4 protein-coding genes and 1 other RNA gene are annotated in these 2,953 nt (G+C 32.2%); 4 read left to right on the top strand and 1 reads right to left on the bottom strand.

From position 1 onward, the window contains the following. Together MV589_RS10730 and MV589_RS10725 are read left to right on the top strand one after the other, a co-directional pair. A partial coding sequence (locus MV589_RS10730; protein WP_297434725.1) for a 2-oxoglutarate ferredoxin oxidoreductase subunit beta occupies window positions 1-824 on the top strand: 824 nt, incomplete at its 5' end. 10 nt (window positions 825-834) lie between these two features. Continuing rightward, window positions 835-1,392, top strand: coding sequence for a 2-oxoglutarate:acceptor oxidoreductase subunit OorC (locus tag MV589_RS10725; protein ID WP_297434722.1), 558 nt, complete (start codon window positions 835-837; stop codon window positions 1,390-1,392). Window positions 1,393-1,515: 123 nt separating this feature from the next. Here the strand turns inward: MV589_RS10725 and MV589_RS10720 are convergent, their stop codons facing one another. Further along, complete coding sequence (locus MV589_RS10720) at window positions 1,516-2,133, bottom strand: TetR/AcrR family transcriptional regulator (protein WP_297434720.1); 618 nt, start codon at window positions 2,131-2,133, stop codon at window positions 1,516-1,518. 167 nt (window positions 2,134-2,300) lie between these two features. Between MV589_RS10720 and rnpB the strand changes: the two genes are divergently transcribed. Continuing rightward, window positions 2,301-2,625, top strand: an RNA gene (gene rnpB, locus MV589_RS10715) — RNase P RNA component class A. A gap of 129 nt (window positions 2,626-2,754) precedes the next feature. Continuing rightward, on the top strand, window positions 2,755-2,953 hold a 199-nt coding region (locus MV589_RS10710; RefSeq protein WP_297434718.1), incomplete at its 3' end, for a hypothetical protein.

The raw sequence follows: 2,953 nt of genomic DNA, 5'->3' as shown, positions 1-2,953 counted from the left end.
ACAAGATGCCAACACTTTGGTGTTGGGGTTGTGGTGATGGTGTTATTTTAAAAGCGACTATTCGTGCCATTGAAAAAATGGGTTGGGATATGGACAATGTTTGTGTTGTATCTGGTATTGGTTGTTCTGGTCGTTTTAGTTCATATATAGATTGTAATACAGTGCATACTACACATGGTCGTACTGTTGCTTATGCAACAGGAATTAAATTAGCCAACCCTAAAGTTAATGTAATTGTAGTTGCTGGTGATGGCGATGGTTTAGCAATTGGTGGTAATCATACTATCCATGGTTGTCGTCGTAATATTGACCTAAATTTTATTTTAATTAATAACTTTATTTATGGTCTTACAAATTCACAAACTTCTCCAACTACTCCTCGTGGTTTTTGGACTGTTTCACAAAAAAATGGTAATATTGATCCAACTTTCAATGCTTGTAACTTGGCTATTGGGGCAGGGGCATCATTTGTTGCTCGTGAGACAATGATTGAACCTAAAAAACTTGAGAAAGTTTTAGTGAAAGCTTTCTCTCACAAAGGTTTTAGTTTTGTTGAAGTCAATTCAAACTGTCATATTAATCTTGGTCGTAAAAATAAAATGGCTAGTGCTATGGAAAATTTAGACTGGATTAATAGCATTACTATGCCACTTAAAAAATGGGAAGCTCTTGAAGATCCTATAGAAAAAGAAAATCTTTTACCAACTGGTGTATTAAGAGAAGTTGAACAAGAAGAGTACTGTGAAATGTATGCAGAAATTCAAAAAGCTGCACAAGGTGAACGTGGAAAAATTACTCAAGCTGATTTTGAGAAAAAAATATAAGGAGCTATAGATGAGAGATACTTTAAGATTTACTGGTGTCGGTGGGCAGGGTGTATTACTTGCTGGTGAAATTATGGCTGCTTGTAAAATCAAAAATGGTGGATATGGGCTAAAGACTGCTACATATACTTCTCAAGTTCGTGGTGGTGCAACAGTTGTTGATATTACTCTTGATGATGAGGAGATTCGTTATCCTTATGCAAATGAGGGTGAAATTGATTTTATGCTTTCTGTTGCTGATGTATCGTACCAACAATTTAAAAATGGTGTAAAGCCAGGTGGTATTATTGTAGTTGATCCAAATCTTGTTCACGCAACAGATGAAGATAAAAAGAAATGGAATATTTATGAGATTCCAATTATTACAATAGCTAAAGAAGAAGTTGGAAATGTAATTACACAGTCAGTAGTTGCTCTTGCAATCGCAAATACTATGACAAAAGTTCTTCCTGAGGAATTGTTAGTTGAAACAATGCTTTCAAAAGTTCCGCCAAAAGTTCACGAAGTAAATAAAAAAGCTTATGCACTTGGTAAAGATTACGCTTTAGATGCAATGGGTACTAAATAGTACCTGTTTTTTTAAAGAAAAGTGTTACTTAGCAGTTCCCTTTGTGGAGCTGCTTTTTTTATTTGAATATTTTAATATTATAAAGTATTAATACTTTATAATATTAAAAACTAGTTAATTACTCTATAATTTAATACTTTCCCAAAAAAAGTCTACATGTTTTTCAAACTGCGTGGAGAGATTATTTGTTGAATGTGCATCAAATCTTAATAAAGTAACTTGTAATCGAAGATAGAATAGGGTGCTTAAAAATTCATAAGAAATCATCATGGGATCACTAGAACGTATTAATGAGTTTTGCATCATTATAAAAAAACCTTCAGACAACAATTTAATATTTTTATCATGAAATTCTCTCATAAACTGCTCTCTAAGCTCTTGATTTTGCATAAGCTCTATCATGAGTAGTCGGAACATATTTTCATTGCTCTTATCAAATGTAAGCATCTTATACTGCGAAGTAAATTTTTGTAAAAAAGGTTTGCCTCGTAGTGCTAAATCTTCTATCTCTTCTTTTGTAAATGTGAAAGGGGAGCTAAATATATTTTTTGCAACCATTAAAAATATCTCTTCTTTATTTTTGTAATGATTATATATTGCACTCTCTCTAATACCTACTTCTGCAGCTATTTTTCTTACACTTGCACCCTTATATCCATACTGACAAAAGAGGGCAGTTGATACTTTGAGTATCTTCTGTTTTGTATCTTTACCTTTGTTCTGTTCCCTATTCTTGGACATATATATCTCCTTTTACATAAAATGAACGATTGTTAATATAAGTCTAATTATATATGAACACTTGTTAATAATAACTTAATATATTATGAACAGTTATTCATAATATATATTCATAAAAAGAACACTTGTTCACTATTATTTTCTTTTAATTTAATGTATACTTTCATCAAGGTACAAGAGATGGTAACTTGAATTTCAAGAGGAAAGTCCGAGCTGCTGTAAGACAGTGTTCCATTTAACAAATGGCCGTAGTAATACGAGGGAAAGTGCAACAGAGAATAGACTGCCACTTTTAAGTGGTAAAGGTGAAAGGGTGGTGTAAGAGACCACCAGTCTTTGTAGTAATACAGAGAGCTTGTAAACCCAACATGGCAGCAAGAAACAGATGGTTAGCGTCTTACAAAGCTATTGTTTCGCTAGAGGCATAATATAAGTTATGCAGTAGATTAATTACCATCACTACAAAACTCGGCTTATTTTGTACCTTGCTTTTATTAGGAATCCTAAAAATGATAAATCATAATTTTTTTAAAAGTTAAAGACCTAAATGGTATTAAATATTTTCAAGAGAATTTACATTATGTTAACCAAAGGGGATAATCAATGAGGAATCAGAGATAAATGAATACTAAAACGACAAAAGAACAGCTAATTAATGACATTCAAAACCTACTTAACACATATGAAGGTGTTCATCAGACTTCTATTAATCCAAATCTTCTGCAATTTATGGATGATGATACTTTAAAACAGATTATAGGAAATCTTCTTGATCAAAAAGAAGCTTCTAAAGAGAGTGATGTTGAATGGTTGGAACAAT

This window comes from Sulfurimonas sp. (assembly GCF_026991475.1).
Taxonomy (GTDB): domain Bacteria; phylum Campylobacterota; class Campylobacteria; order Campylobacterales; family Sulfurimonadaceae; genus Sulfurimonas.
Note: the sequence above shows the minus strand (reverse complement) of the source record. Positions and strands in the feature narration are given on the sequence as shown.

Excerpts from the sequence above, each read along its gene's own strand:
- MV589_RS10725 (WP_297434722.1), top strand. The coding sequence starts at position 835 with ATGAGAGATACTTTAAGATTTACTGGTGTCGGTGGGCAGGGTGTATTA.
- MV589_RS10720 (WP_297434720.1), bottom strand. The coding sequence starts at position 2,133 with ATGTCCAAGAATAGGGAACAGAACAAAGGTAAAGATACAAAACAGAAG.